Annotated in this window: 1 rRNA gene; it reads right to left on the bottom strand. The window is 56.8% G+C overall.

What is annotated here, in order from left to right:
- Window positions 1-19: 19 nt before the first annotated feature.
- Window positions 20-2,387: ribosomal RNA gene (locus tag JS756_RS35580) — 23S ribosomal RNA — on the bottom strand; the annotation flags it as partial.

Here is a 2,387-nt window from a genome sequence, read left to right as displayed (position 1 = left end):
ACAGTGGACGCGAGCAACTGAGGACAAGCCCTCGGCCTATTAGTACCGGTCAACTCCACCAGTCACCTGGCTTCCATATCCGGCCTATCAACCCAGTCGTCTACTGGGAGCCTTACCCCATCAAGTGGGTGGGAGTCCTCATCTCGAAGCAGGCTTCCCGCTTAGATGCTTTCAGCGGTTATCCCTCCCGAACGTAGCCAACCAGCCATGCCCTTGGCAGGACAACTGGCACACCAGAGGTTCGTCCGTCCCGGTCCTCTCGTACTAGGGACAGCCCTTCTCAAGACTCCTACGCGCACAGCGGATAGGGACCGAACTGTCTCACGACGTTCTAAACCCAGCTCGCGTACCGCTTTAATGGGCGAACAGCCCAACCCTTGGGACCGACTCCAGCCCCAGGATGCGACGAGCCGACATCGAGGTGCCAAACCATCCCGTCGATATGGACTCTTGGGGAAGATCAGCCTGTTATCCCCGGGGTACCTTTTATCCGTTGAGCGACGGCGCTTCCACAAGCCACCGCCGGATCACTAGTCCCGACTTTCGTCCCTGCTCGACCCGTCGGTCTCACAGTCAAGCTCCCTTGTGCACTTACACTCAACACCTGATTACCAACCAGGCTGAGGGAACCTTTGGGCGCCTCCGTTACCCTTTGGGAGGCAACCGCCCCAGTTAAACTACCCATCAGACACTGTCCCTGATCCGGATCACGGACCCAGGTTAGACATCCAGCACGACCAGACTGGTATTTCAACGACGACTCCACACACACTGGCGTGCATGCTTCAAAGTCTCCCAGCTATCCTACACAAGCCGAACCGAACACCAATATCAAACTGTAGTAAAGGTCCCGGGGTCTTTCCGTCCTGCTGCGCGAAACGAGCATCTTTACTCGTAGTGCAATTTCACCGGGCCTATGGTTGAGACAGTCGAGAAGTCGTTACGCCATTCGTGCAGGTCGGAACTTACCCGACAAGGAATTTCGCTACCTTAGGATGGTTATAGTTACCACCGCCGTTTACTGGCGCTTAAGTTCTCAGCTTCGCCCCACCGAAGTGAAGCTAACCGGTCCCCTTAACGTTCCAGCACCGGGCAGGCGTCAGTCCGTATACATCGCCTTACGGCTTCGCACGGACCTGTGTTTTTAGTAAACAGTCGCTTCTCGCTGGTCTCTGCGGCCACCCCCAGCTCAAGGCGCAAAGCCCGTCACCAGGAATGGCCCCCCTTCTCCCGAAGTTACGGGGGCATTTTGCCGAGTTCCTTAACCATAGTTCACCCGAACGCCTCGGTATTCTCTACCTGACCACCTGAGTCGGTTTAGGGTACGGGCCGCCATGAAACTCGCTAGAGGCTTTTCTCGACAGCATAGGATCATCCACTTCACCACAATCGGCTCGGCATCAGGTCTCAGCCACAAGGTGCGCGGATTTACCTGCACACCGGCCTACACCCTTACCCCGGGACAACCACCGCCCGGGATGGACTACCTTCCTGCGTCACCCCATCACTCACCTACTAACCGCTTGGTTCAGCGGCTCCACCACTCCCCTCAACTCCGAAGAGATCAGGGCGGCTTCACGGCCTTAGCATCACGATGCTCGATGTTTGACGCTTCACAGCGGGTACCGGAATATCAACCGGTTATCCATCGACTACGCCTGTCGGCCTCGCCTTAGGTCCCGACTTACCCTGGGCAGATCAGCTTGACCCAGGAACCCTTAGTCAATCGGCGCAAACGTTTCTCACGTTTGTATCGCTACTCATGCCTGCATTCTCACTCGTCAACCGTCCACAACTACCTTCCGGTGCTGCTTCACCCGGCAGACGACGCTCCCCTACCCATCACAGCGGGCGTTGGCCCTCAATGCTGCAATGACACGACTTCGGCGGTACGCTTGAGCCCCGCTACATTGTCGGCGCGGAATCACTAGACCAGTGAGCTATTACGCACTCTTTCAAGGGTGGCTGCTTCTAAGCCAACCTCCTGGTTGTCTGTGCGACTCCACATCCTTTCCCACTTAGCGTACGCTTAGGGGCCTTAGTCGATGCTCTGGGCTGTTTCCCTCTCGACCATGGAGCTTATCCCCCACAGTCTCACTGCCGCGCTCTCACTTACCGGCATTCGGAGTTTGGCTAAGGTCAGTAACCCGGTAGGGCCCATCGCCTATCCAGTGCTCTACCTCCGGCAAGAAACACACGACGCTGCACCTAAATGCATTTCGGGGAGAACCAGCTATCACGGAGTTTGATTGGCCTTTCACCCCTAACCACAGGTCATCCCCCAGGTTTTCAACCCTGGTGGGTTCGGTCCTCCACGAAGTCTTACCTCCGCTTCAACCTGCCCATGGCTAGATCACTCCGCTTCGGGTCTTGAGCGTGCTACTCCA

It is taken from the genome of Streptomyces actuosus (assembly GCF_016921115.1).
GTDB classification, from domain to species: domain Bacteria; phylum Actinomycetota; class Actinomycetes; order Streptomycetales; family Streptomycetaceae; genus Streptomyces; species Streptomyces actuosus_A.
This window is presented reverse-complemented; position numbering and strand designations above follow the sequence as displayed.